At 74.3% G+C, this 1,054-nt stretch carries 1 protein-coding gene; it reads left to right on the forward strand.

Going from position 1 to position 1,054, the window contains the following annotated elements:
- Positions 1 to 1,036 (forward strand): hypothetical protein (locus DQW06_RS29700; RefSeq protein WP_232833152.1); only part of this gene is annotated, 1,036 nt, incomplete at its 5' end.
- Positions 1,037 to 1,054 lie beyond the last annotated feature (18 nt).

Raw genomic sequence — 1,054 nt, forward strand, 5'->3', positions numbered from 1 at the left:
CCCCCGCCGCTCCACCGCCGCCCCCGACCGCCGCACCGTCCTGCGGAGCGCCGGCGCCGCCGCGGCGGGCGCCCTCCTGGCCCCGGGACTGCTGCCCCCCGCGTCCGCGGGCGCCGCGACCGCGACCCCGGCCGCCGGCGGAGCCGCGACGGCCGACGTCCTGCCCGCCTACCGGTTCCTGCGCGAGGCGCTCGACACCGCCGAACTCGGCTACAACCCGACCGGGGAGCTGATCTTCCCGTGCCTGCGCGGGACCGCGGGCCGCCTGTCCGACCCGCCCGGCCGCTTCCTGCTCTACTACGCCCCGCACGAGAGGCCCGGCGGCATCTGCCTGGCCTACGCCGACAGCCCCGACGGGCCCTTCACCGAGTACCCGCACAACCCCGTCGTGGCCAACGTGTGGAACCCGCACTACGACGTCAGCCACGTCTCCTCGCCGCACGTGATGTGGAACTCCGAGCACCGCGAGATGTGGCTGTACTTCCACGGGGAGAACACCACCACGCGGCTGGCCCGCTCACGCGACGGCATCGACTTCACCTACGAGGGCGTGGTGCTGACCACGGCGATGGTGCCGGGCACCACCGAGGCCTCCTACGCGCGCGTCTTCGAGTACCGCCTGCCCGACCGGGGCGCGCGCTACGTCATGGTCTTCATGCGCAACGACACCAGCAACCACCGCTCCATCGGATGGGGGTGGTCGGCGGACGGGATCACCTTCGACTTCGACCCCGACCCGCTCGTGGACCACGCCGACGTGGGGGTGTCGGACCTGTCCGGCCCGCACGTGGTCGAACGCGCGGGCAGCACCTACGTCGCCTACCACACCGACCTGGGCGACATCCGCCTGACCGAGGTGGGGCGCGACTTCGGCCTGCGCCGCCACCTGGGCACGGTGCACACCCCCATGGCCGGACCGCCGGACTCGGGGCGCAGCGCGGCGCCCTCCTTCGGTTCCGACGGGGGCGTGCAGTACATGTTCTACGAGGCCGGGCACCGGCTCGGGGCGACCATCGCCATCGCCCGCGCGGACTGAGCCGCGCCGCGACCGGGG

The sequence above is a fragment of the Nocardiopsis sp. TNDT3 genome (assembly GCF_003427465.1).
GTDB classification, from domain to species: Bacteria; Actinomycetota; Actinomycetes; order Streptosporangiales; family Streptosporangiaceae; genus Nocardiopsis; species Nocardiopsis dassonvillei.